Raw genomic sequence first — 25330 nt, 5'->3', positions numbered from 1 at the left:
GCAAGGAATGACTGCCTCTATTAAGAGCCTCGTCGGCGAGGCGCCGACCAACAATGAGAAGCTGATCGCTTGGGTCAACGAAAGCGTGGAGCTTTTTCAGCCGGACCAGGTGGTGTTCGTAGACGGCACCCGCGAAGAAGCAGACCGCCTGGCGGGCAAGCTGGTGGAGAAGGGCACCCTCATCAAGCTCAATGAGGAAAAGCGCCCCAACTCTTACCTGGCGCGTTCTAACCCTTCCGACGTCGCGCGCGTGGAGTCCCGCACCTTCATCTGCTCCGAGAACGAAAGCGACGCCGGCCCCACCAACAACTGGGCACCTCCGGCCGCCATGAAGGAAGAGATGACCGAGGTGTTCCGCGGGTCCATGCGCGGCCGCACCATGTACGTTGTGCCATTTTGCATGGGCCCGCTCGGTGACCCGAACCCGAAGCTGGGCGTGCAGCTGACCGACTCCGCCTACGTCGTGCTGTCCATGGGCATCATGACCCGCATGGGTACCGCCGTGCTGGACAAGCTTGGCGACGACGGCGACTTCGTCCACGCCCTGCACTCCGTGGGCGCCCCGCTGGAGGAGGGCCAGGAGGACGTCGCGTGGCCGTGCAACGAGACCAAGTACATCACCCAGTTCCCGGACACGAAGGAAATCTGGTCCTTCGGCTCCGGCTACGGCGGCAACGCCATCCTGGCCAAGAAGTGCTACGCGCTGCGCATCGCTTCCGTCATGGCGAAGGAGGAGGGCTGGATGGCTGAGCACATGCTCATCCTCAAGCTCACCAGCCCCGAGGGCAAGACCTACCACGTCACCGGCGCCTTCCCGTCCGCGTGCGGCAAGACCAACCTGGCCATGATCACCCCGACCATCCCGGGCTGGAAGTCCGAGGTCGTGGGCGACGACATCGCGTGGCTGCACCTACGTGAGGACGGCCTGTACGCCGTCAACCCGGAGAACGGCTTCTTCGGCGTCGCGCCAGGCACCAACTACGCCTCCAACCCGATCGCCATGAAGACCATGGAACCGGGCAACACTATCTTCACCAACGTGGCGCTCACCGACGACGGCGACGTGTGGTGGGAAGGCATGGACGGCGCCGCCCCGGAGCACCTCATCGACTGGCAGGGCAATGACTGGACCCCAGAGTCCGGCATCAAGGCGGCGCACCCCAACTCCCGCTACTGCGTGCCGATCGCGCAGTGCCCCACCGCCGCTCCCGAGTTCGACGACTGGAAGGGCGTGAAGATCGACGCCATCCTGTTCGGCGGCCGCCGCCCGGACACCGTCCCGCTGGTCACCCAGGCCTTCGACTGGAAACACGGCACTATGATCGGCTCCCTGTTGGCGTCCGGCCAGACCGCCGCCTCCGCCGAGGCCAAGGTGGGCTCCCTGCGCCACGACCCGATGGCCATGCTGCCGTTCATGGGCTACAACGCTGGTGACTACCTGCAGCACTGGATCGACATGGGCGAAAAGGGCGGCGACCGCATGCCGGCCATCTTCCTCGTCAACTGGTTCCGCAAGGGCGAAGACGGCCAGATGCTGTGGCCGGGCTTCGGCGAGAACTCCCGCGTCCTGAAGTGGATCATCGACCGCATCGAGGGCAACGTCGAGGCCGTGGACACCGTGGTGGGCTCCACCGCGAAGGCCTCCGACTTCGACCTCGAGGGCCTGGACATCGACCTCAAGGACCTCGAGGCCGCCCTGGCTGTTAACCCGGCCGACTGGAAGTCCGACCTGGAGGACAACATGGAGTACCTCCAGTTCCTGGGTGAGCGCGTGCCGCAGGAAGTCTGGACCCAGTTCGAGGCACTGAAGAAGCGCGTCGAGGACGCCTCCTAAGCGCGCAGCACCACCACCAGGTTGGAGGTCAGGAACTCCCGCAACACCGGGACCCTGACCACCCACCATGCCCACCCTGGGTGGTACCGGGGGAAGGCGCGGACCAGTTCGGCGTCCGCGCTCCGGGCCCAACGCAGCCCCGCCGCGCACGACACCGCGAACAGGGACTGTCCCCACACGTTTTTCGGCGGGTGGCCGTGCCGGCGCTCGTAGCGTCGCCGCGCGAACTCCCCACCCACGTAGTGCTCCCATAAGCCAGTCTCGTGGCCCCCGAACGGCCCGAGCCACACCGTGTAGCTGAGCACCACGAGGCCGCCCGGCCGGGTGACCCGGAGCATGTCGTCGGCCATGTCCCACGGGCGCGACACGTGCTCGGCCACGTTTGAGGAGTACACGACGTCAAAGGTGTCGTCCCGAAACGGCAGCGCCGCACCGTCGCCGCGCACCTGCACCCGCGGCTCGACGGGGTCGAGGCCCACGTAGGAGGCGCCGCGGCGTCGGAAAGCCTGGGTGAAATAGCCCGGCCCGCCGCCCACATCCAACACCCGCGCCCCGCGCAGGTCGACGCCGTGGTCGGCGCCTAGGGCCGCGATGAGCTCCGCGGTGTCCTCGGCCAGGCTGGTGTAAAACGTGTTCGGGTTGGCCTGTTCCTGAGGAAAACTACGCAGGAGCGTGAGGGAGCGGCGCAGGGTGGCGCGGCGTCGGGTAGCAGACATGGATCCTCGTGCGGGTAGAGTTACGGTCAACCATGAAGATTATCCTGTTGTGCTGGCGCGACTCCACCCACCCGCAAGGCGGTGGTTCCGAACGCTACCTGGAGCGCGTGGGCGAGTACCTGGCGGCGCACGGCCACGAGGTCATCTACCGCACGTCCGGCGCACCCGCCCGGGATCGGCGCGGCGGGGTGGCCTACTCGCGCGGCGGTGCCAAGTTTTCCGTGTACCCCTTGGCGGCCCTGTGGCTGCAGCGCCACCGGGACGCTGACCTGGTCATAGACACCCACAACGGTATCCCGTTTTTCGCCCGCCTATTCTCCCCGGCACCCACCGTGGCGCTGACCCACCATTGCCACCGCGAGCAATGGCCTGTCGCCGGCCGGGTGTTGGGGCGCTTCGGCTGGTTCCTGGAGTCGCGGGTGGTGCCGTGGATATACCGCGACCGGCCATGGGTGACGGTGTCCGAGGCCTCCCGCGCGGACCTGGAAGAACTCGGCGTGCACGGCGCCCGCATCATCGAAAACGGGGTGGACCCGGTGCCGGACGGGATCGCCGCCGCCCCGCGGGAGGCGGGCACGCATCTGGTTACCCTGTCGCGGCTCGTGCCCCACAAGCAGATCGAGCACGCCGTGGACATCGTGGCGCAGCTCGACGACGCCGTGCTGGACGTCATCGGCGACGGCTGGTGGGCGCCCCAGCTCCGCGCCTACATTGCCGAACGGGGCCTGCAGCACAAGGTCTTGTTGCACGGCCACGTCACCGAGGAACGCAAGCACGCGTTGCTGGCGCGCGCCGACGTCCACGTCATGCCCTCCCGCAAGGAGGGCTGGGGCCTGGCGGTCATCGAGGCCGCCCAGCACGGCGTGCCCACGGTCGGCTACGCCTACGGCCTGCGCGACTCCGTGCGCGACGGCGAGACAGGGCTGCTGGTGGGCACGCCCGCGGAGCTGCTGGAGGCTACCCGGCGCCTTATTTCCGAGCCCGGTGACTTTGGTGTGAACGCCCGCCGCTTCGCCGCGGAGTTTTCGTGGGAGAAGACAGGACAGCGCTGGCTAGAGCTAGCCCGAGAGGTAGCAGCAACCACATAAGGTGCAGCAGCCACGGCACTGGGCGCGCCGGGGCGCCGGTGTCGTGGATCTGTCCCTGCTCGTCCACCACCGCGCCGACGCCGAGCTCCTTCAGCGCGACCAGGTCTCGGCGTTGCCAGGCCTCGTGCGCTGCCACCCAGCGTGACGACGGCGCGTCTACCAGCACCCCGTCCACCCGCAACGCCCCAGACTCAACTTTGCTGGCTGCTTTGGAATAGGGGTCGAGGATGACGCGGCCGTCGGCCAACGTGGTGAGGGTGTCGCGGGCGGCGAAGTAGGTGTCGCGGCCGTCGAGGCGGGCGACCAGTCGCTCGTCGAGGTGCAGATCGACCGGCGCGATGGGGGCCAGCGTGGCGGGGGACTGCAGCAAGGCGCAGGCCAGGCCCGCCCAGGCCAGGCGGGGGCGCAGTCGGCCGGCCAGCACCACATAGGCGGGGATGGCCAGCATAACTAGCTTCTGTCCGTCGCGCAGCAGGCCACCGCCGGGCAGCGACGTAGTCAGAGCGCCGGGCCACAGCCACACAGCGATGGCCCCGCCCAGCCCCAGCGTCGCGAGAACGAGGGTGCCGCGGTGTTCTTTCAGCCGTGGCAGCGCGGTGAGCAAGATGCAGAACAATACGATGCCGAACACGCCCAGCCCGGCCTGCCGGGAGGCAGGCACGGCATCCGCGTTCCAGATGCCGCCGAGCCCCAGGAGCGCGCCCACAGTACCAGTCAAGGCCTCAGCCCGCGGGGCGAAGGCGGCGGCTGACTCCGGCGACGCCGCGGTGGACTGCCACTGCATGAGGCTGGGGACGAGCCACGGCAGCATCGACAGCGTGGCGACGCCCGCGTTGGCCCGCCGCCCCGGCGCCACCAGACCGAAGAGTAGCGCGAAGAGGCCGCCGGTGGGGGTGAGAGAGGAGAAGAAGATGGCCAGCCAGCGGGTGAGCGGCCGACGCGCGACCACGATGGGGACGCATAACCAGGCCGCCACCACCAAGGACCAGTGGCCCTGCAGGAGCCGCTCGATGACGAAGGGGTTGGCCACCGCCAAGGTCATGGACAAGTAGGACCCGGCGCGGGCCCCGCCCCACGCCGCCGCGGCAGCCGCGCCAACCACGAGCGCACGCACTGCCCACGACGCCGGCAAGACCATCCCGATGAGCGCCAGCACCCCGTCTTGGGGCACGTTGCGCGGCGCCAGATCGCCCGCGCCGAAGGCGGGCGGTACTACGCCGGGGTGGTCGAGCACCAGCATGTCGCGGGCGGCCAGCGTCCCCGGCAGGAGGAAGGGCCAGCACACCGCCACGACGAGGACAGCGCCCCAAGCAATCTTCCTACGCACGCCGCCTACTGTAGAGCACCGCGGCCCACAACAGGAGGGCCACACCGGCTACCTTGCCCACCCAGCCGATGATGTTGGACACCCGCAGCGTGAGGATGGTCGGCCGGGCGACGTCCATCGCCGCGGCCTGCGTCTTGCCATCCCAGTTGAACGTACCCGTGTACAGGGAACGACGCGGGCTGGCGGGCTCGTCGGCAAGCTGCTGAGCCTCCTCGCGGTTGCGCGCGTAGTAGACGCCGCCCGTTTCTTCCTTGTTGACGATGACGCCCGTATTCGGTTCCACGTAGACGGTGCGTTCCATCGAGTAGTACGGGTCCATGAAAACGGTGTCGTTGCGCTTGAGCTTGCGAGCCTTCAGCTCGTCATCGGTGTAGAAGCGGAAGGCATCGCCCTCCAGGGACATGCCGGGAAGCTCATCGGCGTCAGTGGGGATCTCCTCCTCCGCCAACCCGTAGGTGGACAGGGATGCAGAGGCCTCGGCGAGCTTCTGCAGCGGCTCGCCGCGCAGACGCTGGTAGTAGACGTAGATAGGCTGGCCGTCGATCATCTTCTTTTCCTTGAAGTCGATGGGACGCGACTCGCTAAGGAACGGGTCGTAGTACTCGTAGGAACGCTGCTCCGTGGTGGGAGGGAAGAAGAAGTCGATGCCGTCTCGCTCCAGGTCATCCGAGGAAAGAGACCGCTGCAGGCCTGGGATAGCGATGTTCATCCACATCTCGTCGTTGACCGCCGGGAAAGTGGACTCGCGATTGAGATCCACGTGCTGGGTCACCTCACACACCGGGGAGTCGCTGAACGTAAACTTCTGGATAGTATCCGAGCTGACCACGGAGTCCTCGGCGGTCGGCGAGGTGGTCGCCGCGCTGGTTTGCTTGACCCACCCGGACTCGATGTAGCACCACAGCGGATTGTCATTGGACTGGCACTCCGGGTTGTCCTGGTGCTGCTTTGGAACTTTGCCCTGCAACAGCATGGAACTGCGGAAGAGATAGCCCTGGGTAGGTTCCGTGGTCAGTTCCATGTCCACGTCGTCGGCAAGCGGGCGCTGCCGACCGCTCATGATCGGCGGGACCAAAGAGCCTACGAGCAAGCACAGCACCGCCGTGAGAGCAACCAAATGCAACTTATCGTGCACGTTGATGGGGTTCTTCATGGCTTCCTTATACAGTGGGAGATCGTGATAACCATACCGCACCGCCTCCCCGCGTTAGATGGGCTGCGCGCGGTGGCCGCGCTCGGCATCATCGTCACCCACGTGTCCTTCCAAACCGGAACGGGGTGGGGGATCGCAGAACGCTTCGACTACTTCGTCGCCGTGTTCTTCGCGTTGAGCGCTTTCGTGCTGTGGCGCCGCCGTGACCACCTCGAGCCGCGCTCCTATTATCTCAAGCGCGCCCTGCGGATTCTGCCCGCCTACCTGGTGTGCGTAGTGACGGTCATCATGCTGCTTCCCGACGCCCATTTCATCACCGGGCAGCAGGTCCTCGCCAACCTGACGCTCACCCAAGTCTATTTCCCCGATGGCCTCGCACCGGGGCTCACACACTTATGGTCGCTGTGCATTGAGGTCGCGTTCTATCTGGTGTTGCCGTTTCTGCGCGGCGGACCCCGCGTCATCGCGGGTGCGGCGGTGCTCAGCTTGGGCTGGGCGTTCCTTCCGCCGGTGGCCGACTACGACGGCGGCATCAACTCCCAGATTTGGCCCCCGGCCTACACCCTGTGGTTCGCGGTGGGCATGCTCGCCGCCGAGTTTGAAGGCCGGGTGCCGCGGTGGCTGGCCCGCGCGTTCCGGGTGCGGTGGGCGTGGTGGCTGGTGGCGCTTGCCATGACCTGGCTGGGCAGCCGCGGCACCCGCGGGCTCGCACACCCCGACCCTGCCGAGTTCGCCCTGCGCGTCACCATAGGTGGGGTGTTCGCCGCCGCGGTCGTGGTGCCCTACGCGCTCGCCCCGCCCGGGCCCGACCACTGGCTCAACTCGGAGCCCATGCAGGCGTTGGGCCGCTGGTCGTATTCCATCTTCTTGTGGCACGTCGCGGTGTTATCCGTGGTTTTCCCGGTGCTTGGGGTGGACCTGTTTTCGGGGCTGACCATCGACTTCCTCACCGTGCTGGCGGCCACGGTAGCCCTGACTATTCCCGTGGCGGCGCTGAGTTACGAGATGGTGGAAGAACCAGCGCTGCGATGGCGACCACGCATAACCCGGTGGTTAACCAGGAATCGCCCGCATAACCAGCCGACGGCCACGGAGCATGCGACAAAAACACCCCAGCCAGGCCGACCGTCACCGCGCTGAGCACCGGCGCGGGGATGGTGGTTCCGGGCAACACCGGTCGATCCGCCGCTGCGACGGGAGCCTCCTCCGGCCAGCGCCGCCTGGAGCCCCATACGCACAACCCCACGGCCAGCGCCGACACAGCGCCACCCAGCCACAGGCGGTAGCCCGCGCCCTGGAAACCGGTGGGGCCCGGCTCCGTGACCGCCTGGGCCGCGGCGTCGATGCTCCCCCCGGGCAGCCCCGGGTTCGTCGCGCGGCCCGTCACCAGGATCTCGCCGGGCTCGACCTCGCGGTCAGTAGGCGTGTAGCGTGCCGACGGCGCGAAACCCGGCTCGGTCAGCGTCACCCACGTGGCATCCGAACGCACGCGGTGGGTGCCGGGTTCTAGGGTGACGCGATCGCCGGGCTGGTGCGCCACGCCGTCGACAAGCACGACCGGGCCCGAGGACGCTAACTCCACCTCCATGCGGCGCGGGGCAGTGAACTCGCGGATGACAGTGCCGGTGTCCAGGGTGAGGCGCTGGAACAGGAACTGCTTGACCTGCGGCGAGGAATCCGGGACCGCGACCACCCGTTCTATCGGGGAGCCCTCCACCTCGACCTCCGCCACACCCGCCCGGGAATGCAGCTCCAGGCGCAGGGCCGAAGCGTCGCCGCCGGGCACCTTCACCGTTTCCGTGGTCCCCGCCTTCGCCTCGATATCCGTGGCCGCCTGGGCGTTGCGCACCGTGATGGTGACATCCTCGGTGGTGCGCAGGCGCACGGTCGGGGAGCGGAACTCGCCGCGCAGCTCCAGCCACGGGGCGGCGTCGCCCCGGCTCGGCCACCACGCGGTGCGCGGATGCCCGTCGACGGCCGCGGTGGGGGAGCGCGCCGGGTCCGCCCCGCCAAAGCTCGTGGCGTCCGACTCCGACGACGACACCGCCACCTTGCCCCCAGACTCGCGCACGCGCGCGTGAGGCCCGACGCTGGGATAGTCCGGGACGCGGTTGCGCACTGTGCCCTCGTCCTCGCTCGCCAGCGGCGCCGACGACGCATCGTGGACGGTGCCGTAGTTGCGGTCGGCCAGCGCCGGGGTGTCCGTGACGATGTCCGCGTTCTCTGCGACCAGGCGGCGCGGCTGCGGCCCGGACAGCATATCCAACACGGCCAAGGACTCGCCGCCGCCGGCCACCGTCACCGGCTCATTAGGCGCCACCGCCGACGGCAGGTTGTGGAACCGCACCACGGCCACGTCGCCGAACTCGTGGACCTCGCCGCCGAAGGCGTGCGGATCCACATACGGCTGATCCTCAAGGTCGTTGCGCACGATGATGGCGCCGATCCCGAGGCGGGTGAGCACGTCCTCCGCGGCATCCGGCCGCTCGTGCAGCACCGCCATGACCCCGTCCAAGCCACGGATGGCCTCCGGTGGGACCAAGGGGATGGCGTCGCGGACGGCCCACGGGACGTCGAGAAGCGGTTGCGCGGGCTCGTCCCGGGTCCAGCCCCAGTCCTGGCGGGCGAAGGTGGCCTCCGGGAACAGGAGAGTGCGGGTGTTATCGGCGTGCTCGTTGACGAAGGCCGTGGCCTGGTGCCAGTCGTCGGGGATCTCGGTATAGGTGCCCTGGGGGAGCAGTCGCGCCGACCACGCCGGGGACATCGCCAGCACCGCCACCAGCCCGCCCACCAGCCAGCGCCGGGAGAAGGTCAGCTGTGCGAAACCCACGAGCAACGGGATGCGTACCAACGGATCAAACTTGTGCACGTTGCGCAGGGGTGCGCCGGGCCCGTCCAGGAAGTCCGTGAGCAGCGGGGACATGACGAGCAGCCCCGCCACGAGCATGGCCACCCACACGCTGCGATTGCGCAGGCCCAACAGGCCCAAAGCGGCGACGGCCGTGGTGATCAAGACAAACGTCGGATCCGTGGCCAAGAGGGTGCCCGCCACGCGCTCGGTTTCCACGAACGGCGTCCAGCTGGTGGTGCCACGCAAGACCTCGATCGGATTGAGCCAGCGCGTGGTCACATACGAGGACTCGATGAAATCGGTAAACGGCGGAGAGTATTTGCCCAGAACAAACAGCGGAATGAGCCACCACGCGGAGATGACCACGCAACCGACAGACCACGGGACCGCCGCGCGACGATGCCGGGCCAGCAAATAAATGAACGCCGGGACGCACGCCGCGACCGTGGCCGTGGCATTGACCGCGCCCATCGCGGCCACCGCCAACAGGGAGGCAGGCCAGTTCGCCCGCCCGACTAAGGGGACGATCACCCACGGCGCCAGCATCACCGGCCACGTCTCCGAGGAAATGGCGGTCAGCGTAGTAAGCGTGCGCGGCGACAACATGTATAACAACGCTGGCAGCACGTTCCAATACGGGTTGCCCACCTGCAGGCGGCGCAACAACTCATAGAACCCCGAGAACCCGACGCCCATGACCACCGTCCACCACAGGCGCTGCGCCACCCAGTCCGGGAGGAAATCGGTGGCGAGGAAGAAAGCGCCCTGCGGGAAAATATAGCCGTACGCCTGGTTCTGGAGCTGGCCCAGGGTAAAGACGTCCGTATAAGGCTGCGTGGCGCGCGCGAGGAACCCCGCCGGATCCACGGCGAGATCTAGCTTTGTGTCAGCGGCAACCTTCCCCCACGGCTGCACGAAGGACACGATGAGGGCAATCGCCCAGCCCCAAACGTGCACGACGGTTTAGGTGCGGGAGCCGTACTCCGGCCCGCCCAGGACGGCGTTGTTCGCCGGCACCGCGTTACCGGACGGCACTGTGTTGCTGGTGGTGAACTGCGCGACCCCCACCACGGCCACCACGCCCAGCGCGACGCCCACGACGGCGCTGCCCACGGCCGGGCCGATGGAGCGCTTCGCTAAAGGATCAGATGTCAGTGCCATGATCAGCAACTGTATCAGCGTCGTCCTCCGGCGGGACGATAAACACAGGCAAACCGGCGTTCCGGACGATGTGGTCGGCGGTCGAAGTGCTCCACAGGGACCGTAAGCCCGAAATCGCGCGGGTGCCCGCCACGATGACGTCCACGTCGAGCTCCTTGGCGGCGTCGACGATAGCCTGGCCTATCGACGTCGTGCATTCCACCAGGTGGGCATGTCCCGTGAGCCCCTGCGCCTCCGCGATGGCGACGCCCTCTCGGCACACTCGGAGCGCCTCCTCGTAGGCGGGGTCTTCCTCCGCGTGTATGACGGGCTGGTGCATGCCGGTGGGGCTGACGGCGCGGGCCGCCTGCCGGGCCACAGGTTCCCACGCGGTCAGGACCTCGATGGTGGCCGGTTTGAGCATCCGGGCCGCGTACGCGATGGCGCGGCCGGCCTGCTCGGAACCGTCGTAAGCAATCAACATAGTGCTCATGCCCCTCTAGTGTATATGCACGTCTGGTAAATATGGTCGCATGCAGATTTTCCGCGTGATCGCCTTCGCTGCCGTCCTCGCGGTGGCGGGGTGCTCCGCGCCACCGGAACCGGCACCAGCCCCGGCGCCGACCAGCACACCCGCGCCGGACCCACTCGAGGGTATGACCCAGCGGGAGAAAGTGGCCTCACTCATGATGGTCGGCGTCGAAAGCTACGATGATGCAAAGGCCAAGCTGGACATGGGCGTCGGCGGTATCTTCATCGTCAGCTGGGCCGACCCCGGACTGCTCACCGAACCCGGCCGCGACATCCATGCGCTGAGAAAAGAGGTACGCCGCCCCTTCGACGTCGCCATCGACTTTGAGGGAGGACGCGTCCAACGCTTCGCCCACATCCTGGGTGAGCAGCCCGCCCCTGGTGCGATGGCCGCGTCCGGGGGCCACGTGGCCGCCTACCGCACAGGCCAAGAGATCGGGCGTAACCTGCGGGCCCACGGCATCACCGTCGACTTCGCCCCAGTCCTCGACGTCGACGGCGGCGGCCTCGACGTGGTCGGCGACCGGTCCTTCTCCCACGACCCCCACGACGCCGGCGTCTACGGCGTGGCCTTCGCCCGCGGCCTAGAGTCAGTCGGGGTCGACGCCGTCTTCAAACACTTTCCCGGCCACGGCCGAGCCTCCGGCGATACTCATTTCGGCGACGCCGTCACTCCGCCCGTGTCTGAGATGGAACGCCACGACCTCATCCCCTTCGCGTTCGCCACCCAACGCGACGTCGGCGCCGCGGTCATGGTCGGGCACATGGTCGTCCCCGGACTAGGAGATAAGCCGTCCAGCCTCAACCCCGCCGCCTACCACCTGCTTCGCGACGGCTCGTACCCCGGCGCCGCGCCCTTTACCCGCATGGTCTACACCGACGACTTGTCCGGCATGCAGGCCATCTCCGGACGGATGTCCACGGAACAGGCCGTGGTGGAAGCTCTCCGCTCGGGCGCGGACCAGGCCTTGTGGTCCACCGCATACGACGTCCCTGCCGCCATCGACGCAGTCATGAACGCCCTGGACACTGGCTATATACACCCCAGTCGCATCGACGCCGCCGCCACGAGAGTTCATTACAATCTCATCTACTAGTTCGGTAAATAGACTCTGTGGCGGTTAACCTAGACACCTGTGAGCAAAAAGAAAGTAGGACTATGGCTCGGCATCCTCGTAGGATTGGTGCTCATCTGCGCCGGCGCCTACTCGTATGACGTGCTAAAGAACCAAGAGAACATCCCCCGCGGCACCGCCGTCGGCGGCGTGGACATCTCCGGGATGGAGCGCGACGCTGCCGTAAGCAAGCTGGCGGGGGAGCTCGGCGAGATCGAACACAAAGACATCACCCTGACCGCTGGGGAGCAGTCCACATCTATCGCTGCCGATAAATCCGGCCTGAGCCTCGACTTCCAGGCCGCTGTGGACAGCATCGCCGACGAGTCCTACAACCCCCTCACCCGACTCTGGAGCTTCGTCCGCCCCATTCGCGAAGTCCCAGTCTCCCCGGCCATCGACGACGCGAAGCTAGACAAAGCCGTCGCCAAGGCCGCGACCCAGCTCCAGGTCAAACCCATCGACGGCAAAGTAGAGCTCACAGGCGGCAAAGTCACCACCACTGACCCCGTCATGGGGCAAAACGTCGACACCGCCAAGCTCAAAGAAGCAGTGGTAGAAGCCTGGCTTGATCCCAAGGGCGTCAGCGTGAAACCGGAAGAGGTCACGCCGGCGATCGACCAAGACGACGTCGACAAGCTCGCCAAAGGCGACGCCAAGAAGGCCATGTCCGGGCCTGTGGAACTCACCGGCAAGGACGACGTCACGGCCACAGTCTCCCCGGAGAAGTTCGTGTCCGTAGAACGCAAGGACGACGCACTCCAGCTTATCGTCGACACTGCCAAGGCCCAGGAACTCTTCGCCGAGACTCTCGCCGAGACCGAAACCCCAATGCAAAACGCCCAGGTCAAGATGGTCGGAGGCAAAAAGGAAATCGTCCCGCACAAGGACGGCACGCAGGTCGACTGGGACAAGACCATGAAGGACTTCGAAGACCGCGTCATCGGCAACAAAGACCGCGAATGGGAAGCGGACTACACCGAGGAAGAGGCCACCTTCACCACCGCAGACGCCAAGAAGGCCAACTTCAACGACGTCATCGGCGAGTTCACCACCTCCGGTTACTCCGACGCCTCCGGTAAGAACATCCAGCTCGTCGCCGCCGCCGTCAACGGCGCCATGATTGCCCCCGGCGACGTCTTCTCCCTCAACGGGTACACCGGCCCCCGCGGCACCGAACAGGGATACGTGGAGTCCGGCATCATCCTTGACGGCCACGCGGACACCGCCGTCGGCGGTGGCATCTCCCAGTTCGCCACCACCTTGTACAACGCGGCCTACTTTGCCGGCATGGGCGACACCGCCCACACCCCGCACAGCTACTACATCTCCCGCTACCCGGCCGGGCGCGAGGCCACCGTCTACGAAGGCGCCATCGACCTGCAGTTTGAAAACACGTCCAAATACCCGGTCATGATCGAAACCGATTTTGGTGGCGGCGACATCACAGTCCGGATTAAGGGCGTCAAGCAGGTCGAGGTGGAGTCCATCAACAACGGCCGCTGGGCGCCGACGGAACCCAACAAGATCGAGCTTTCCGACGACAAGTGCGCCCCCTCCTCCGGTGCGCCCGGGTTCACCACCTCGGACACCCGCATTATCCGCGACCTAGACGGCAAGGAAATCAGCCGCGAGACCGTGACCACCGTCTACGACCCGCAGCCGATCGTCACCTGCAGCCCGCGTTAGCCATCGCCGCCTGGACTGCCTCGATGGACTTCTCTAGCGCCTTGGTTTCCCACTCGTTGAGCTCCAGCTCGTAGCGCTTCTCGGCGCCGTCCTTACCCACCAGGCACGGCACAGAAATCGCGACATCGCCGTCGTGGCCGTGCTCGCCGCGCAAGGTGGTAGCCACGGGGTAGATGACGCGCTCGTCGAAAAGCACGGCGCGAGCCAAGGACAGAGCACAGGCGGAGACGCCGGCGTCGGTCCAGCCCTTGGCGTTGATGAGCTCGTACGCGGACTTGATGACGGCGTCGGCCACCTCTTCCGGAACGAACTGATCTCCCACCGGGGACCAGCCCACGCGTAGCCCAGACAAGACTGGGACCGCGGACAGGCCGTGCTCGCCGATCATGAGGCCCTCCACCGACTGCGGGGAGACATTCAGCTCAGTGCCGACGTAGCGGCGCAGTCGGGCGGTGTCCAGCATGGTGCCGGTGCCAAAGACCTTGTTCTCGGGGTAGTCGAACTCGTTCTGGGCGATCCAGACGATGGTGTCCGCGGGGTTCGTGACGAAAATGACCGCTGGTTCGGTGTCGGCGTGCTTGACGATCTCACCCATGACCGAGCGGGTGACGTTGCCAGTAATCTTTACGAGCCCGGCGCGGTCGGGGAGTTCGTCGTCATCGGACTTTTGGATGGAGTCACCGGCCGTGACAATGACGATGTCCGCGCCGGACAGGCCCTCCCAGCCGGCAGAAGTGATGGTGGTGTTAACCGCGCCGGGAATACCGGTGGCGTGGTACTGGTCCAGGGCCTCGCCGAATGCGACATCCTTATTGATGTCGATGCAGACAATCTCCCCGAAGATGTTCATAGATGCGGCATCAGCGAGCACGTGCGACCCCACGTGCCCCATGCCGACGATTGCTAGTTTTAAGGGCTTAGGCATGGAAACTCCTTAGTACGACTGGGCCTAGCACCACCCCATCGTACGCCGGGTAATTGGAGCCGGCGACGGGAATCGAACCCGCACTCTCAGCTTGGGAAGCTGATGGTAATGTCATGTAATGTAACATTTGCAGCACATACTACCAGTTCAATGGTTAACCTGAAATGTTGCACAGTATAACCATCCACCTTGCAGATGTACCTAGGTGGATCGACTTTTGGATCGACCTACAACCCCAACCAGGAGGCACTGCCATGCCCATTGTCCGCTCAATCGGAAACATCACCCACGACCCCAAAAAAGACCTCTACGGCCGCACCCTCGACCTAGGCCACCGCCCCAACGGCAAACGCTGGCGAATCCGCGTCACCGCAAAAACCAAACGCGCCCTCGACGCCAAAGTCAAAGCCAAAGTCGCCGAACTCGAAAACGGCACCTACACGCCAGGCCACACCCCAACACTCAACCAATGGTGGGCACACTGGTGTGACGAAATCGCCTACCACCGAGTAGGCCCCAACACCCTCTATAACTATCGGAGCTACGGGCGCAAGCACATCCCCCACATCGGCGACAACCGACTGGACCAAATCACGCCACAGCACATCCGGTACCTACGCAGCAAAATGCGCGAGGGGGGAGCATCCGAACGCACCGTCCAGGCCGTGGAGAACACCCTCTCCAAAGCGCTCAAAGACGCCATGCGCGAGGACATCATCGCCGCTAACCCATGCGACAAACTCGACCGCCCCAAGGCCAATAGCGCCCCGCTAGAGGCCTACACCAGGGCCGAAGTTGATGCGCTTATCCTCACCGCCAAAGGTGACGGGGCAATGATGTATTCCCGGTGGCTTACAGCCCTCAACATGGGATTGCGTCAATCCGAGTGCCTGGGCTTGGAGTGGGAGCGTGTAGACCTCGAAAATCGCGTTGTAGATGTGTCCTGGCAGCTTCGTCGCATCCCCTGGGCACATGGAAAGGGCTGTGGGTGTCAGGACATTGTGACCCCGCAACGGTGCCCACAGCGTCACCCAGACGTGTCGCCTGGCACGGAGATACGCCCGTGCTTTGGTGGCAAATGGTTTACCCGCCCTAAGACGGCCACATCGAAGCGGCTGGTGCCATTGTCTGCGTCTGTCGCGGCGGCGTTGGCACTGTGGCAGAAAGAGTGTGGCCGTGATGCCGGTCTGGTGTGGCAGAATTCTGGGAAACCTATTGATAACGCGGACGATAACCGGGCGTGGCGTGAATTGTGTAAGCGTGCCGGTGTGAGAGTGATGAGGTTGCATAGCGCTAGGCACACGATGGTGTCCCGCCTACTCGATGAGGGTGTGGATGCTGAGGTGATTAGGCAGATTGCGGGGCACTCGACGGTGCTGTCTACACGCCGGTATATGCACTTGTCGCAGGATGCGGCCAGGGAGGCGTTGGAGCGCCTGGGTTAGGCGGCTTGTTCGTTTGCGAGGTGGGGGATGGTGAGCTTGCTGGTTATGGTGAGTTCACCGTCTCGCAGGTGGGCTACGGCGATAGTCCATGTTTGTTCGATGTTTGTTCGAACGGTGTTGCCGTAGGCGTGCCAGGCTGTTTGTGCTTGTTGGGCTTGGTTGGGGGTGAGGTGTGGGCCGGGGAGGGTTTGGCATAGTTGGGGGATGACTAGCAGGTCAAAGTTGTTTTCCTGCATCTTTGTCATTGTGTTCAATGGTGTTTCCTGCCTTGAGTTCATCGACGAGTGTGCGGATGAGTTTAGCTTGTTGTGGAGACAATGCGGTGATGTCTACGGTCTGAACTTTAGCACTATTCGAACGCGTGTGCGACAAGTCGGGCCATTCAGTCGCCGGAACTTTCGCAGCCTCCAAAACCTCCACCGGGTCCACGTCAAGAATTGCAGCCAGCTTCACTGCCATGTCTGGATCTAGCTTAAATTCCTTACCCTCATACCAGGAACCCTTTTCAAGCTGGATAACCCAATGCCGGGTCCGCCCAACCTGCGAGGCAAGTTCAGCCTGGCTTAATCCCAGCCGCTTCCGGTTCGTGAGTACCAATTCGCCCAAAGTCATCGCATTCACCATAGCGGCAAATGTTACCCGCGCCCCGCCTGATCTATGAAGTGCCACCAGTGTAATTAGCCCCCGAAACATGACTCGCTAGGCAACAAATGTTGCATCTCTATGCTGTGTCATGTAACATTCTAGATGTTGCACCAAGTAGCACCAACGCCACTAGGTGCGCACCCCCAACCACTCAACGAAAGCAGGAACCATGCCCGAAAAACGCTACATGAGCGTCACCACCATGGCCGACTACTACGACCTATCCAAAGGCTTCATCCGCGGCCATATCAATGCCGGGAACCTCCCAGCCGTCAACATCTCCACCAACCCTGGAAAACCCCTCTACCGGATCGCAGTCACTGACGCAGACGAATTCATGAACCACCTAGCCGACCAAGCAGATCGGGCCGAACGAAAACTGCTCAGCGCATAAAAAGACGGCCACACAAACACAGGGACTGCCATCCCTATAAACGTGCCGGGGCCGTCAAGATGTCCCCCAACCAAGAGGAACACATATGCAGGATAACACCTTTGGCAAATTGCCAGCAACGAACAGCCGCGCCGAATGGCTGCAACAGCGCCAAGAGGGCATCGGCTCATCCGATGCATCCGCCATCGCCGGAATGTCCGCATTCGAATCCGCGTACAGCCTGTGGCACGTCAAGACCGGGCGTGCACCGCTTGACCCACCAGTATCCGAATCACTGGAACGCCTACGTGAATGGGGCAACCGCCTAGAACCCGTCATTCTTGAGGCCACCGCCGACTACCTAGGCATGCCAATCACCAAGCCGGAAGTTGGATACTACAACCTCGAACATCCGTGGCTGCGCGCCAACCTCGATGGCATCACCGCCGACGAGCGTATCTGCGAATTCAAGACCGCACACGGCCAACAGGCCCGCAAATGGGACGGCCAAATCGCAGATCATGCCGAAATCCAGGTGCACCACGCAGGCCTAGTCACCGGCATAACCCACGCCGTTGTTGCCGCCCTCATCGGAGGCAATGACTTCCGTGTCTACGAAATTGAGCTCAACCCACGTATTCAGGAAATGCTGTTCGACATGGAAGAAAAGTTCTGGCACTGCGTAGAAACTGACACCCCGCCGGATGTTGACGGCCACGCCCGTACCCTCGAAGCACTCACCCGCGAATGGGCCAACCGGCCAGGCAGTAGGGAAGTACCACCCGAACAAGTCCAAGACCTCCACGCCGAATGGTTGGAGGCCATCGAACGGGAAAAGCAAGCCAAACAAGACGTAAACCGTCTCAAAGCACAGTTCACATCCCTCATGGATGGCCACGAAACCCTAAGCAGTGACCGGCGAATTTGGGCCAAGGTACGACGCGGACGGGTCAACACCACCCGCCTAGAACATGAACACCCCAACATCGCCAAGGAAGTCACCCGCCTAGAACCCACCATCGACACCAAAGCCCTCAAAGCCCAGCACCCAGACATCTACAAGCAGATGCAATCCGTATCCATCCAACCAGTAAAGGAACACTAATCATGGGAAAAAACCTTGAAGCTCGTATGGCCGCAAACACCGCCCCCGCGCAACAGCGCCCAGCAACCATCGCAGACCAAATTCAGCAAATGGAATCCCAATTCTCCCTTGCAATGCCCAAGGGGATGGAGGCTCAGCAACTCGTACGCGATGCACTCACCTGCCTACGCCAAACCCCGAAGCTCGCAGAATGCAGCCCCGCATCCGTACTCGGTGGACTCATGACCTGTGCACAGTTGGGGTTGCGACCTGGTGTTCTTGGCCAGGCCTACCTTTTGCCTTTCTTTGACCGCAAGCAAGGCGGGATGCAGGCACAACTAGTCATCGGATACCGGGGCTTAGTGGAACTCGCGCACCGATCCGGGCAAATCCAGTCGCTTATCGCTCGTACGGTGTACGAAAACGACTACTTCGATGTTGACTACGGCTTGGATGACAAACTCGTTCACAAGCCGTGCATGAACGGGCCGAAGGGAAACCCCGTCGCCTACTACGCCGTCGCAAAGTTCACTACCGGCGGCCACAGCTTCATCGTCATGAGCAAGAACGAAATGATGCAGTACCGCGACGACCACGCAAAGGCGAAGAACCGTGAGGGCAAGGTGTTTGGCCCGTGGGCTGACAATTTCGACGCAATGGCCCACAAAACCTGCGTACGCCAATTGGCGAAGTGGATGCCGTCGGATACTGAATTCGACCGTGCTATTGCAGCGGACGAATCCATCCGCCTGGACATGGCCGAATCCGCTATTGACCACCCCAACCACGTTGATGGGGAAGTAGTGGACGATACCGCCGAGGTAGAAGCCGCCTAGCGGCCAATAATCGGGGCGGGGCATCCGAACACCACACCCCACAACCAACAAACCATCCTCGGTGCCTGCCAGCACCCCTAACCCCCAACCCAGAAACACGTGAACACAACTTGCAAACGCGCCCGCTGCACCAACAAAGCCCGCCGACGCGGATACTGCGCAAAACACGCCAAACTCACCCAGCCCGCACCCACCACCCGTGAAGAATGCCAACAAGTCATCAACCACCTACTGGCACAAGGCTGGACAGAACAAGGCCTATCCAAAGCAGCCGGCCTGCAACCAGACACCATCCGCCTATTTACCAGCGGAACCAACAAAACCCTCCGCAGAAACACACTGACCCGGCTGCAAAACCTCAACAAACACCCCAAATTCGTCCCAAGCTGGCCCATCACACGACGCCTACAAGCACTCGTGTCGATCGGAATCCCAGTAAAAGAAATCGCCACCAACATAGAAGTAGGTGACTCCCAAATACGGGAATGGCTACGCGGTGAATTTCCACGAATCAGCCGGTTGCACGCCCAAAACATCCGGGACTACTACCAGGCCAACCAAATGCGGCCAGTCACAGAACCCGCACCCAAATACCGTTCCAAAGGATGGGCACCGCCACTGGCATGGGATGACATCGACAACCCAGACTGCACACCAACCGAATACCACCAGGAACCCAAACGCCTACCCAGGGAACGTAAAAACACCGCTTTGCTCCAACAGCGTGCCCGCACTATCGCGCAAACGTACGGCCTTAAAGCCGGTGCCGAACTACTCAAACTCCCTACCGGGCGGCTACGTGCAATCAAATGCGGAGATGTGAAATGGCTCAGCGAAAACGAAGCCAGCCGCATCACCCACCACTACAAGCGCCTGCCAGCGCACAACCCCAACCAAACCGGACAAGCAGCCTAGGAGCACACCATGCAAACCATGATCGACATCAACGGCACCGACATCCGAGACGTCGCCTACTACAACGAAATCGCCGTACACCGAGGCTGGCACGTCGCCGCACACCACGCCCTCACACGCCTAGCCAACACCGGCAAGCCATTCACCGCCGACGATCTGCGCGAACTGCTAGGCCATGACGTACAACCACATCATCCGAACGTGATCGGCTCATTCTTCCGCGTCGCCCGCAAAGACGGACTGATTCGCCCTACCGGGAAGTTTGTGGAAGCGCGTACCCCATCCCGTCACGGCGCAGCTATCCGCCAATGGGTAGGAACCATGCAGCAAGCTGCATAAACGGTTTGTAATTACGCCATTGTCAGCTGGACAACACGCCCAGTGGCAGAAAGTCAAAAGATAAAGCGGCCCCGGGTGGGAATCCAACACCACGCCGGGGCCTAATCAACACCCATCACAACCCACAAAGGATGAGCGATGACTAGCGCCAACAATAATCACCCCAACCCCGTTGTTGGAGTCCGTGAAACCGTCCAGCAAGCCCTCAACATGCTCATCGAAATGCACCGCGACGACGCAGCCGGGGAATACAACCTAGACCCCGGCGCGGCTTTCATCTGCGAATACGTCATCACCCATGCGCACGATGCGGAATTCCGTCAAATGTGGGCTGAGTTTACAACCACCATCAACAGTGAAGAGGGGGAATAATCAATGAGTTGGTTCAAAGTAGATGACTCATTCTATGACCATCCAAAGTTCCTTGACGTTCCCAACGCGGCTATTGGTTTGTGGGCGAAATCTGGGGCCTGGTGTGGAAAGCATTTGACCGATGGGGTTATTCCCGCGTCACAGGTGAAGCTGTTTAAGGGCACCCCGGCGCAGATAAAATCACTCGTTTTGGCGGGCATTTGGATCGAAGATCGCAACGAAAACGGTGCGAAAGTGTACCGCTTTCATGATTGGAATGAGTACCAACCCAGTAGGGAACAGAAACTAAAAGAGCGCGAAGATGCAGCCGAAAGGCAACGCAAATCACGCGAACGAAAAGCCCAAGAGCAGCAGAAACGCGAAAATGTCACGCGTGACTCACATGTGACAGGTTCCTGTGACTCACACGAAAGTCACAACCACCTGTCACAGCGCCCCGACCCGACCCGACCCGACCCGACCTATTACATGGGTACTACTAGCCAGCCAACTAACGGTGATCTATGGCCTGTGGATAACTCGCAGGCGCAGCAATTCCAACTCTCCAACGAACATGGCGCGGCTATCGCCCGCGCCCGCCAAGCCGGGATAAGCGACACCGCCATCCAAACCGGCATCAACGAATTCAAGCGCCGCCCACAGCCCAAAGGCCCCGGCCTGCTACGGCTACTCATCGACGATGCACACCAGGCCATACACACCAACGAACTCGCAGACAAACGCCGCGAAGCCATCAACGCCTGCTCGCTGTGCGACACCAACGGCCTCGCTGTCCAGGATGGCGTAGCCCACCGCTGCAACCACCAACCAGCCGACAACCAAGAAACCGCATAACACCAAAATGTCACACCACACAACACCCACATAGCCCCAAAAACGCCCAAAAACAGGGCACCAAGCCACCAAAACCCCCAAGGAAACCCAAATGGCACGCAACTACGGAAAAATCGCCTACCACCACTGGACCGACCCCAACTTCACCCAACTCACCCACACCGCCCAATGGCTCTACCTCCTAGCCCACACCCACCCCTCCATCACCTGGGCCGGCGTCATCGAATACCGCCCCCACAAACTCCAAGCACTCAACACCAACCTCACCGCCCAAGACATCCAACAAGCCGCCCAAGAACTCCACAACCACGGCTGGCTACTCATCGACCCCGACACCGAAGAAGCCCTCATCACCACCTACTACACCGACCTCGTATACCTCCGACAAGTCAACCTCGGAGTCAGCATCGCCCGCGACCTCCGACTACTCGCATCCCAAAAACTCCACAACCACATCCGAAACCAACTCACCACAATCCACAACCAACACCCACACCTCGCAGGCCTACAAAACCCAGAACTACTTGCATACATGTACCCCCACCAGCCATAACACCACCAGCAAGACACAACACCACCAGCAAGACACAACACCACACAACAAATGTTGCGCTATGGTGTTAAGTCATGTAACATTGAAACAGTCAGCGGGGCTGCCACCCCGAACACCCCAACCAAGCAGGAAAAGGAGCACAACATGAGCTACGCAACCTACCTCGAAAACCGCTACCAAGACCGCATCGACAACATCGACAACCCCATCCAAGACTGGGAAGTGCGTGCAGCCATCATCCTCCCGGCTGACGCTGACACCACCAACCTGTTCGTCGAAGATGTAGTCAACGACTGGGACGTACTCGAAGATGGGAGCATCCGCTACGACCTCATGATGACCTACGAAGAAACCACCATGGAATCCGCGATTGACACGTTCCGCCACCTAGATCCGCGCCTGGCAAACCTTGAACTTGATGTGGATGTGGCCTAAATGAGTTTCAAAGAATTCGTGGTGTACTGCCTCGTCGGTTTGTTCCTCGCGGTGTGTTTCTACTCGGCGGATTTTCCCGCTTATACCGAAATCACCGTGGGGGATGTGTATGGGTACTAACGCTTTCCTGGTGGAGCGTGCCGCCACCGCCCTGGATGTGACGGCGGTGGTGGAGGAAATCTTCGGCACCTATGCAGCCACCGCATATTTGGATGTCAACAACTGTTTGTTCAGTGTGTGGGTGTCGATGGGTTGCGGATGCAGTGGCATGTTTGCCCGGATCACCACCAATGGTGAACCCGTGGCGATTCTCCATCATCTTGACCCGGCCAGTGTCCCGGATATTGCCCGCACCATCATCACTAATCATCACCCAATCGACTAGGAGAAAGACCCCGTTTTTATGGCTATTGAAATCATCACCATTACCGGCGGATTGACCCGCGACCCCGAACTGCGATTCACCCCACAGGGTGCAGGTGTCGCCGAATTCAGTATCGCCCAGTCCGATAACCGGTACAACGAGCAAACTAAGCAGTGGGAGAAAACCCGCGCCCTCTACCTTGATGTAACCATCTGGAATGAGACCAGTGACCGGAAGCAGAACCCTACCCCGTGGGCTGAGCTTTCAGCCGAATTGCAGCAGGGCGATCAGGTGGCCGTGACGGGTAAATTGTTCACGCATTCGTGGGATACCAGGGACGGCGACAAGCGCACCAAAATCAAGTTCCTGGCCACCAAGTTCTATCGTATGCCACGCACCAACACGCCGGCCCAGGGCATGCAACAAGCGCAAAACAATGTGCAGCAAACCATGAATCAGCCCGCCGCGAACAACTGGGAGCAACCAACCACCCCAGGCGGATTCGGGAGCAGTGGAGAGCCACCGTTCTAATGAAAATCGGCTCATTATTCAGCGGCTACGGCGGGCTCGACAGCGCGGTGCAACTCGTATTCCCGGGCGCCCAGCCCGCCTGGTTCGTCGAATACGACACCGCACCATCAAAGATTCTCGCGCACCACTACCCAGACACCCCCAACTACGGCGACGTAACCCGAGTGGACTGGTCCGCGCTAAGGGGTGATGCCGATAGCCGCGTTGATGTGATCACCGCTGGCTATCCGTAGCCGTGTCAGCCGTTCAGCATCGCCGGGCTAAGGAAAGGAATCACCGATGACCGTCACCTCTGGCCGCATGTCCTCGACGCCATTCGCGTACTTCGACCCCGATTCGAGGTCTTTGAGAACGTCCCAGGCCACGTTAGCCTTGGGCTTGACACCGTTCTCCGTGACCTTGCCGAAATCGGGTGGGATGCACGATGGTCAACTCTACGAGCATCCGACATTGGGGCACCGCACCACCGGGAACGCCTATTCATTCTTGCCTACCCCGCAGGCCAGCGACCACAAACGCCTCGACAGCCCAACCGACAGGCGCAGGCAATCACCTGGGATAACGACCTGCACGACTTTCTGGCCGGGCTTAGTCACGCCGCCGACATCGACCATGAGCTAACCCTGCAATTCGGGGACTACGGCCCAGCGATCCTCAGCTGGGCGCTCACTACCGGGCGCACACCGCCACCGCTCATCGCGGACCATGCGCAGCCCAGCGTGCATCCACGCTTCCCGGAACACCGCGCCGCGACCAACCCGGAATTTGTGGAATGGATGATGGGTCTGCCTGCCGGGTGGGTGACCTCCCCGGAGATTGGATTGACCCGCGCCCAGCAACTGAAAGCCATTGGCAACGGCGTGTGCCCTCAACAAGGCGCAGCCGCCTTGAAACAACTACTAGGAGAAAGAAATGAGCAAACTACCCGAACCCGAACCGCGACCGCATTACAAGTATGAGCACTTCCTACACCGCCTTATCGAGGTAGCGGAACGGGTGCCCGCCGATGAAGCATGGCTCGCATGGCCAGACCAAAAGCGCTTGTCGAAGCGTACCCGGAATGTTTACGCCAACCGCTTAAGGCGTGGTGAGTGGGGGCCAGGATTCGAGGGAGTGGTGCGTAACGGCTACCTTTACGCCCGCTACGTGGGGCAACATGATAAAGTTGCATAACATAACACCTTGAGGTAACATTTGTTGTGTACCGAACGTGGGGCTGCCACCCCACACCAACCCCCAACCACCGAAAGGAACCCACCATGTTCACCAACAACCCCAACGCCAAGCACCACACCCACAACCTCACTAACCCCATCACCGTCGCCGAACTCCAAGCCCACCTCAACACTGAAACGGGCACCAATGACTAAGCGCTCTACCGTCGCTGTTGTGGCCCTGGCGTTGTCCCTCACCGGGTGCGAAAACAAGGGCTTAGAGCAGGGCGGGATAAACAAGTATATATCTGGCGGGTTGTCCTGCGACTGGGAGGCGCTGCGATGACCCGGTGGAGAGTCCGGCGCGAGAGCTTTAAGCCCCCGTACAAGGGCCGTGCGTGGTTTGTGTACGACGCGTTAGGGAACCCGCGGAGTGTGCGCAAGACCCATGCTGAGGCCATCGCCTACGCGGATAAGCAGGCCCGCACCGTCACTGTTACCCTGCCGCGTTCCACTTACCGGCCGACTGAGCGGCACCGACTGTATCACGGCGGCATCATCCAAGCCACCAGGGCGTTCCCCTCTGTGGACGTCGCCCCAAACGAATTAAGGCCCCTCGCATTGGCGCTACTCGCCGAGCACTACAAGGAGAACACCAATGACTGAAACTGTTGAAGTGCCTCGCGCTCTGATTGAGGCTGGGGATATTGAGGCAATCAAGAAACTACTACCCGGGCCGACGGGGCTGTTGGGGCGGTGGGCCACTCACCCTGTGCTCGGGCGGGTTATGTGCGTCCACGACTCGCTCCAAAGCAACGGCTTGGTGCCGGTTGCTTTAGTGAGCGGCGGGGAGACTTTCACCGAGGATTTGGACTACCACGAGCTGACATTTGACCCGGTGGAGCTAGTCACCGAGCAAGACTTCGAGGACGCACCAGAAGGCACATTCGTAACCACAGCAGGCCGTGCTCCACGAGAAAAACTTTACGGCGGGTGGCGCTCTGACCTCGTCGAACTCGACAGCAAAGGTATGACCGCCCGTGGTCCGTGGCAGGTCGTGCGATGGGGAAGGGGAGAATAA

At 62.5% G+C, this 25330-nt stretch carries 27 protein-coding genes and 2 pseudogenes; 20 read left to right on the top strand and 9 right to left on the bottom strand.

From position 1 onward, the window contains the following. The first annotated feature begins 7 nt into the window (after nucleotides 1-7). On the top strand, nucleotides 8-1834 hold the full coding sequence (locus H0194_RS04855) for a phosphoenolpyruvate carboxykinase (GTP) (RefSeq protein ID WP_185176681.1): 1827 nt from the start codon (nucleotides 8-10) through the stop codon (nucleotides 1832-1834). Here H0194_RS04855 and H0194_RS04850 read toward each other — a convergent pair. After that, the gene (locus H0194_RS04850) at nucleotides 1831-2550 is read right to left on the bottom strand and encodes a class I SAM-dependent methyltransferase (RefSeq protein WP_185176680.1); all 720 of its coding nucleotides are present in this window, start codon (nucleotides 2548-2550) and stop codon (nucleotides 1831-1833) included. The two genes, H0194_RS04855 and H0194_RS04850, sit on opposite strands and share 4 nt — an antisense overlap. 32 nt (nucleotides 2551-2582) lie before the next feature. Between H0194_RS04850 and H0194_RS04845 the strand changes: the two genes are divergently transcribed. Continuing rightward, complete coding sequence (locus H0194_RS04845; protein WP_185176679.1) at nucleotides 2583-3638, top strand: glycosyltransferase family 4 protein; 1056 nt, start codon at nucleotides 2583-2585, stop codon at nucleotides 3636-3638. Here H0194_RS04845 and H0194_RS04840 read toward each other — a convergent pair. Together H0194_RS04840 and H0194_RS04835 are read right to left on the bottom strand one after the other, a co-directional pair. After that, nucleotides 3520-4965, bottom strand: a complete 1446-nt coding sequence (locus H0194_RS04840; protein ID WP_185176678.1) for an MmpA family trehalose lipid delivery protein — start codon at nucleotides 4963-4965, stop codon at nucleotides 3520-3522. The two genes, H0194_RS04845 and H0194_RS04840, sit on opposite strands and share 119 nt — an antisense overlap. Beyond that, nucleotides 4958-6118 carry a porin PorA family protein gene (locus tag H0194_RS04835; RefSeq protein WP_185176677.1) on the bottom strand — a complete coding sequence of 387 codons (1161 nt, stop codon included), beginning with the start codon at nucleotides 6116-6118 and terminating at the stop codon, nucleotides 4958-4960. Before H0194_RS04835 ends, H0194_RS04840 begins: the two co-directional genes overlap by 8 nt. Nucleotides 6119-6142: 24 nt before the next feature. Here H0194_RS04835 and H0194_RS04830 point away from each other — a divergent pair, with 24 nt between their 5' ends. Beyond that, a complete protein-coding gene (locus H0194_RS04830; RefSeq protein WP_246389075.1) occupies nucleotides 6143-7258 on the top strand; it encodes an acyltransferase family protein in 1116 nt (371 codons plus the stop codon). 976 nt (nucleotides 7259-8234) lie between these two features. Here H0194_RS04830 and H0194_RS10975 read toward each other — a convergent pair. The 3 genes and pseudogenes from H0194_RS10975 to H0194_RS04815 form a co-directional block, all read right to left on the bottom strand. Continuing rightward, a pseudogene (locus H0194_RS10975) lies at nucleotides 8235-9893 on the bottom strand (alpha-(1->3)-arabinofuranosyltransferase domain-containing protein); the annotation flags it as partial. 39 nt (nucleotides 9894-9932) lie between these two features. Continuing rightward, nucleotides 9933-10130 (bottom strand): DUF2613 domain-containing protein, encoded by a 198-nt coding sequence (locus H0194_RS04820; RefSeq protein ID WP_185176675.1) that lies wholly within the window; start codon nucleotides 10128-10130, stop codon nucleotides 9933-9935. Further along, a complete protein-coding gene (locus tag H0194_RS04815; protein ID WP_185176674.1) occupies nucleotides 10114-10602 on the bottom strand; it encodes a universal stress protein in 489 nt (162 codons plus the stop codon). Before H0194_RS04815 ends, H0194_RS04820 begins: the two co-directional genes overlap by 17 nt. A gap of 40 nt (nucleotides 10603-10642) precedes the next feature. Here H0194_RS04815 and H0194_RS04810 point away from each other — a divergent pair, with 40 nt between their 5' ends. Further along, entirely contained in the window at nucleotides 10643-11737 is a 1095-nt protein-coding gene (locus tag H0194_RS04810) for a glycoside hydrolase family 3 protein (RefSeq protein WP_185176673.1), read from the top strand. Between the two features lie 39 nt (nucleotides 11738-11776). Then, on the top strand, nucleotides 11777-13444 hold the full coding sequence (locus tag H0194_RS04805; protein WP_246389074.1) for a VanW family protein: 1668 nt from the start codon (nucleotides 11777-11779) through the stop codon (nucleotides 13442-13444). On the opposite strand, the gene H0194_RS04800 is transcribed toward H0194_RS04805, so the two are convergent. Further along, a complete protein-coding gene (locus H0194_RS04800) occupies nucleotides 13425-14369 on the bottom strand; it encodes a lactate/malate family dehydrogenase (protein WP_185176672.1) in 945 nt (314 codons plus the stop codon). The genes H0194_RS04805 and H0194_RS04800 overlap by 20 nt on opposite strands. A 254-nt stretch (nucleotides 14370-14623) precedes the next feature. Here H0194_RS04800 and H0194_RS04795 point away from each other — a divergent pair, with 254 nt between their 5' ends. Beyond that, complete coding sequence (locus H0194_RS04795; protein WP_185176671.1) at nucleotides 14624-15814, top strand: tyrosine-type recombinase/integrase; 1191 nt, start codon at nucleotides 14624-14626, stop codon at nucleotides 15812-15814. Here H0194_RS04795 and H0194_RS04790 read toward each other — a convergent pair. Continuing rightward, on the bottom strand, nucleotides 15811-16050 hold the full coding sequence (locus H0194_RS04790) for a hypothetical protein (protein WP_185176670.1): 240 nt from the start codon (nucleotides 16048-16050) through the stop codon (nucleotides 15811-15813). The two genes, H0194_RS04795 and H0194_RS04790, sit on opposite strands and share 4 nt — an antisense overlap. After that, nucleotides 16031-16438: a helix-turn-helix domain-containing protein gene (locus H0194_RS04785; RefSeq protein WP_185176669.1), complete on the bottom strand. Its 408-nt coding sequence runs from the start codon at nucleotides 16436-16438 to the stop codon at nucleotides 16031-16033. Before H0194_RS04785 ends, H0194_RS04790 begins: the two co-directional genes overlap by 20 nt. A 190-nt stretch (nucleotides 16439-16628) precedes the next feature. Between H0194_RS04785 and H0194_RS04780 the strand changes: the two genes are divergently transcribed. From H0194_RS04780 to H0194_RS04715, 14 genes and pseudogenes are all read left to right on the top strand, one after another. Beyond that, nucleotides 16629-16853: a MerR family transcriptional regulator gene (locus H0194_RS04780; RefSeq protein WP_185176668.1), complete on the top strand. Its 225-nt coding sequence runs from the start codon at nucleotides 16629-16631 to the stop codon at nucleotides 16851-16853. A gap of 85 nt (nucleotides 16854-16938) precedes the next feature. Further along, the gene (locus tag H0194_RS04775) at nucleotides 16939-17937 is read left to right on the top strand and encodes a YqaJ viral recombinase family nuclease (protein WP_185176667.1); all 999 of its coding nucleotides are present in this window, start codon (nucleotides 16939-16941) and stop codon (nucleotides 17935-17937) included. A gap of 2 nt (nucleotides 17938-17939) precedes the next feature. Further along, entirely contained in the window at nucleotides 17940-18752 is an 813-nt protein-coding gene (gene recT, locus H0194_RS04770; RefSeq protein ID WP_185176666.1) for a recombination protein RecT, read from the top strand. 99 nt (nucleotides 18753-18851) lie between these two features. Further along, nucleotides 18852-19667 (top strand): hypothetical protein, encoded by an 816-nt coding sequence (locus H0194_RS04765; RefSeq protein WP_185176665.1) that lies wholly within the window; start codon nucleotides 18852-18854, stop codon nucleotides 19665-19667. A gap of 9 nt (nucleotides 19668-19676) precedes the next feature. Beyond that, nucleotides 19677-20006, top strand: coding sequence for a hypothetical protein (locus tag H0194_RS04760; RefSeq protein ID WP_185176664.1), 330 nt, complete (start codon nucleotides 19677-19679; stop codon nucleotides 20004-20006). A gap of 138 nt (nucleotides 20007-20144) precedes the next feature. Beyond that, nucleotides 20145-20378, top strand: coding sequence for a hypothetical protein (locus H0194_RS04755; protein ID WP_185176663.1), 234 nt, complete (start codon nucleotides 20145-20147; stop codon nucleotides 20376-20378). 3 nt (nucleotides 20379-20381) lie between these two features. Beyond that, nucleotides 20382-21212 carry a hypothetical protein gene (locus H0194_RS04750; RefSeq protein WP_185176662.1) on the top strand — a complete coding sequence of 277 codons (831 nt, stop codon included), beginning with the start codon at nucleotides 20382-20384 and terminating at the stop codon, nucleotides 21210-21212. A 91-nt stretch (nucleotides 21213-21303) separates the two neighbouring features. Then, nucleotides 21304-21765, top strand: a complete 462-nt coding sequence (locus H0194_RS04745) for a hypothetical protein (protein ID WP_185176661.1) — start codon at nucleotides 21304-21306, stop codon at nucleotides 21763-21765. Between the two features lie 144 nt (nucleotides 21766-21909). Then, complete coding sequence (locus H0194_RS04740) at nucleotides 21910-22200, top strand: hypothetical protein (RefSeq protein ID WP_185176660.1); 291 nt, start codon at nucleotides 21910-21912, stop codon at nucleotides 22198-22200. Between the two features lie 109 nt (nucleotides 22201-22309). Next, nucleotides 22310-22585, top strand: coding sequence for a hypothetical protein (locus H0194_RS04735; RefSeq protein ID WP_185176659.1), 276 nt, complete (start codon nucleotides 22310-22312; stop codon nucleotides 22583-22585). A gap of 18 nt (nucleotides 22586-22603) precedes the next feature. Then, entirely contained in the window at nucleotides 22604-23095 is a 492-nt protein-coding gene (gene ssb, locus H0194_RS04730; RefSeq protein ID WP_185176658.1) for a single-stranded DNA-binding protein, read from the top strand. Further along, nucleotides 23095-24054: pseudogene (locus H0194_RS11160) on the top strand (DNA cytosine methyltransferase). The gene ssb and the pseudogene H0194_RS11160 overlap by 1 nt, the downstream one beginning before the upstream one ends. A 630-nt stretch (nucleotides 24055-24684) precedes the next feature. After that, nucleotides 24685-24915, top strand: a complete 231-nt coding sequence (locus H0194_RS04720; protein WP_185176657.1) for a hypothetical protein — start codon at nucleotides 24685-24687, stop codon at nucleotides 24913-24915. Further along, nucleotides 24908-25330 carry a hypothetical protein gene (locus H0194_RS04715; protein ID WP_185176656.1) on the top strand — a complete coding sequence of 141 codons (423 nt, stop codon included), beginning with the start codon at nucleotides 24908-24910 and terminating at the stop codon, nucleotides 25328-25330. Before H0194_RS04720 ends, H0194_RS04715 begins: the two co-directional genes overlap by 8 nt.

The organism is Corynebacterium incognita (genome assembly GCF_014217255.1).
Taxonomy (GTDB): Bacteria; Actinomycetota; Actinomycetes; order Mycobacteriales; family Mycobacteriaceae; genus Corynebacterium; species Corynebacterium incognitum.
Note: the sequence above shows the minus strand (reverse complement) of the source record. Positions and strands in the feature narration are given on the sequence as shown.

Coding starts and splice junctions, on each gene's coding strand:
- H0194_RS04855 (WP_185176681.1), top strand. CDS start 8: ATGACTGCCTCTATTAAGAGCCTCGTCGGCGAGGCGCCGACCAACAAT.
- H0194_RS04850 (WP_185176680.1), bottom strand. CDS start 2,550: ATGTCTGCTACCCGACGCCGCGCCACCCTGCGCCGCTCCCTCACGCTC.
- H0194_RS04845 (WP_185176679.1), top strand. CDS start 2,583: ATGAAGATTATCCTGTTGTGCTGGCGCGACTCCACCCACCCGCAAGGC.
- H0194_RS04835 (WP_185176677.1), bottom strand. CDS start 6,118: ATGAAGAACCCCATCAACGTGCACGATAAGTTGCATTTGGTTGCTCTC.
- H0194_RS04820 (WP_185176675.1), bottom strand. CDS start 10,130: ATGGCACTGACATCTGATCCTTTAGCGAAGCGCTCCATCGGCCCGGCC.
- H0194_RS04815 (WP_185176674.1), bottom strand. CDS start 10,602: ATGAGCACTATGTTGATTGCTTACGACGGTTCCGAGCAGGCCGGCCGC.
- H0194_RS04810 (WP_185176673.1), top strand. CDS start 10,643: ATGCAGATTTTCCGCGTGATCGCCTTCGCTGCCGTCCTCGCGGTGGCG.
- H0194_RS04800 (WP_185176672.1), bottom strand. CDS start 14,369: ATGCCTAAGCCCTTAAAACTAGCAATCGTCGGCATGGGGCACGTGGGG.
- H0194_RS04795 (WP_185176671.1), top strand. CDS start 14,624: ATGCCCATTGTCCGCTCAATCGGAAACATCACCCACGACCCCAAAAAA.
- H0194_RS04790 (WP_185176670.1), bottom strand. CDS start 16,050: ATGCAGGAAAACAACTTTGACCTGCTAGTCATCCCCCAACTATGCCAA.
- H0194_RS04785 (WP_185176669.1), bottom strand. CDS start 16,438: ATGGTGAATGCGATGACTTTGGGCGAATTGGTACTCACGAACCGGAAG.
- H0194_RS04780 (WP_185176668.1), top strand. CDS start 16,629: ATGCCCGAAAAACGCTACATGAGCGTCACCACCATGGCCGACTACTAC.
- H0194_RS04775 (WP_185176667.1), top strand. CDS start 16,939: ATGCAGGATAACACCTTTGGCAAATTGCCAGCAACGAACAGCCGCGCC.
- recT (WP_185176666.1), top strand. CDS start 17,940: ATGGGAAAAAACCTTGAAGCTCGTATGGCCGCAAACACCGCCCCCGCG.
- H0194_RS04760 (WP_185176664.1), top strand. CDS start 19,677: ATGCAAACCATGATCGACATCAACGGCACCGACATCCGAGACGTCGCC.
- H0194_RS04755 (WP_185176663.1), top strand. CDS start 20,145: ATGACTAGCGCCAACAATAATCACCCCAACCCCGTTGTTGGAGTCCGT.
- H0194_RS04750 (WP_185176662.1), top strand. CDS start 20,382: ATGAGTTGGTTCAAAGTAGATGACTCATTCTATGACCATCCAAAGTTC.
- H0194_RS04745 (WP_185176661.1), top strand. CDS start 21,304: ATGGCACGCAACTACGGAAAAATCGCCTACCACCACTGGACCGACCCC.
- H0194_RS04740 (WP_185176660.1), top strand. CDS start 21,910: ATGAGCTACGCAACCTACCTCGAAAACCGCTACCAAGACCGCATCGAC.
- H0194_RS04735 (WP_185176659.1), top strand. CDS start 22,310: ATGGGTACTAACGCTTTCCTGGTGGAGCGTGCCGCCACCGCCCTGGAT.
- ssb (WP_185176658.1), top strand. CDS start 22,604: ATGGCTATTGAAATCATCACCATTACCGGCGGATTGACCCGCGACCCC.
- H0194_RS04715 (WP_185176656.1), top strand. CDS start 24,908: ATGACTGAAACTGTTGAAGTGCCTCGCGCTCTGATTGAGGCTGGGGAT.